The sequence below is a fragment of the Mesorhizobium sp. B1-1-5 genome, from assembly GCF_006443065.1.
Taxonomy (GTDB): Bacteria; Pseudomonadota; Alphaproteobacteria; order Rhizobiales; family Rhizobiaceae; genus Mesorhizobium.
Genome location: NZ_VFWS01000492.1, coordinates 1 through 1,228, shown reverse-complemented (window position 1 = coordinate 1,228; position 1,228 = coordinate 1). Strand labels below are relative to the sequence as shown.

Here is a 1,228-nt window from a genome sequence, read left to right as displayed (position 1 = left end):
AGGTCGAGCCCGGCGATATCGCCGTAGCCCAGCGCCTTCAGCGACGGCCCGGACAGGCCAGTGCCGCAGCCGGCGTCGAGCAGCGGCCCTTCGCCCGCAGGCACGTGGCGCGCCACCCAGGCGGTGATGAGGAACGGCAGGAGATAACCGAGCGAGGCGGTCTCGCTGTCATAAGTCGCGGCCCATGCGGCATAGGCCTGCGCCAGGGTTTCGGGCGTATCGGCCGTATAGACCGAATCCAGCGCAGCATTGGCCTTGTCGACGTTCCTGGGCATGCTCCTCCTCCAGTGCGCAACCGGAGCGTAACGCCGTCCTTGCCGAAACACTATTCCTGATGCTGGCGGCGCAACCGCCGTTCCAGCGCCCGGAGCGCCAAAGACAAGCCGACGGTCAGGATAAGATAGATGTAGGCTGTTATCGAATAGGTCTCGAAGAAGCGGAAGGAACCGGCGGCATAGACCTTGCCCATCTGGGTGATGTCGGCGACGCCGAGCACCGAGACCAGCGAGGAATCCTTGACCAGGGCGACGAAGTCATTGCCGAGCGGCGGCAGGATGGTACGGATCGCCTGCGGAAAGACGATGAGCCGGAAACGTTGCGCCCGCGTGAGCCCGAGCGCCTTGGCCGCTTCGATCTGGCCCTTCTCGACCGCCTGGATGCCGGCCCGGAACACTTCGGAGATGAAGGCGGAATAGCCGATGGTCAGCGCCATGACGGCGCGCCACAAGAGCGAGACGTCGCGCACCTGCAACTCGCCGAGATAGCCGGTGCTCTGCAGCGGCGCGGTCAGCGCGTTCCAGGCGGCGACGAAAGCCGGTGCGCCGGCAAACGCGATCCAGAACAAAAGCACCAGGATCGGTACGCCACGGATGATCTCGACATAGAAACGCGCGATCTGCCGCAGCCACTGCGAACCCGACAATCCCATCAGCGCGATGCCGAGGCCGATGATTGAGGCCAGCGCGAAGGCGACAATGGTGACGAAGACGGTGACGCCGATGCCCTTGGCGACAGTGGCGAAGACCTGGGCATAAAGATCGCAGGCGGCGATGGCGAGCGCGGCGGCCAAGGCAAGGACAAGGGCGGCGGCCAGCCACCAGGGGAATTCAGGTTTGACGGAGGATGGTGGGGGGGCCATCAGGCGTGGCCGGCGAGGTGCATAGTGCGCAAGGCAGGCGCCAAGGCGCCCCCCTCTGTCCTGCCCGCCAACTCCCCCACAAGGGGGGGG

1 protein-coding gene and 1 pseudogene are annotated in these 1,228 nt (G+C 65.8%); both read right to left on the bottom strand.

Going from position 1 to position 1,228, the window contains the following annotated elements; all coding sequences use genetic code 11:
* Positions 1–275 (bottom strand): annotated as a pseudogene (locus FJ980_RS32645) (SAM-dependent methyltransferase); the annotation flags it as partial.
* A 50-nt stretch (positions 276–325) separates the two neighbouring features.
* Complete coding sequence (locus FJ980_RS32640) at positions 326–1,138, bottom strand: amino acid ABC transporter permease (RefSeq protein WP_140547562.1); 813 nt, start codon at positions 1,136–1,138, stop codon at positions 326–328.
* Positions 1,139–1,228 lie beyond the last annotated feature (90 nt).

What these genes read in the sequence shown, in the direction of transcription:
- FJ980_RS32640 (WP_140547562.1), bottom strand. Translation starts at nt 1,138, where the DNA reads ATGGCCCCCCCACCATCCTCCGTCAAACCTGAATTCCCCTGGTGGCTG.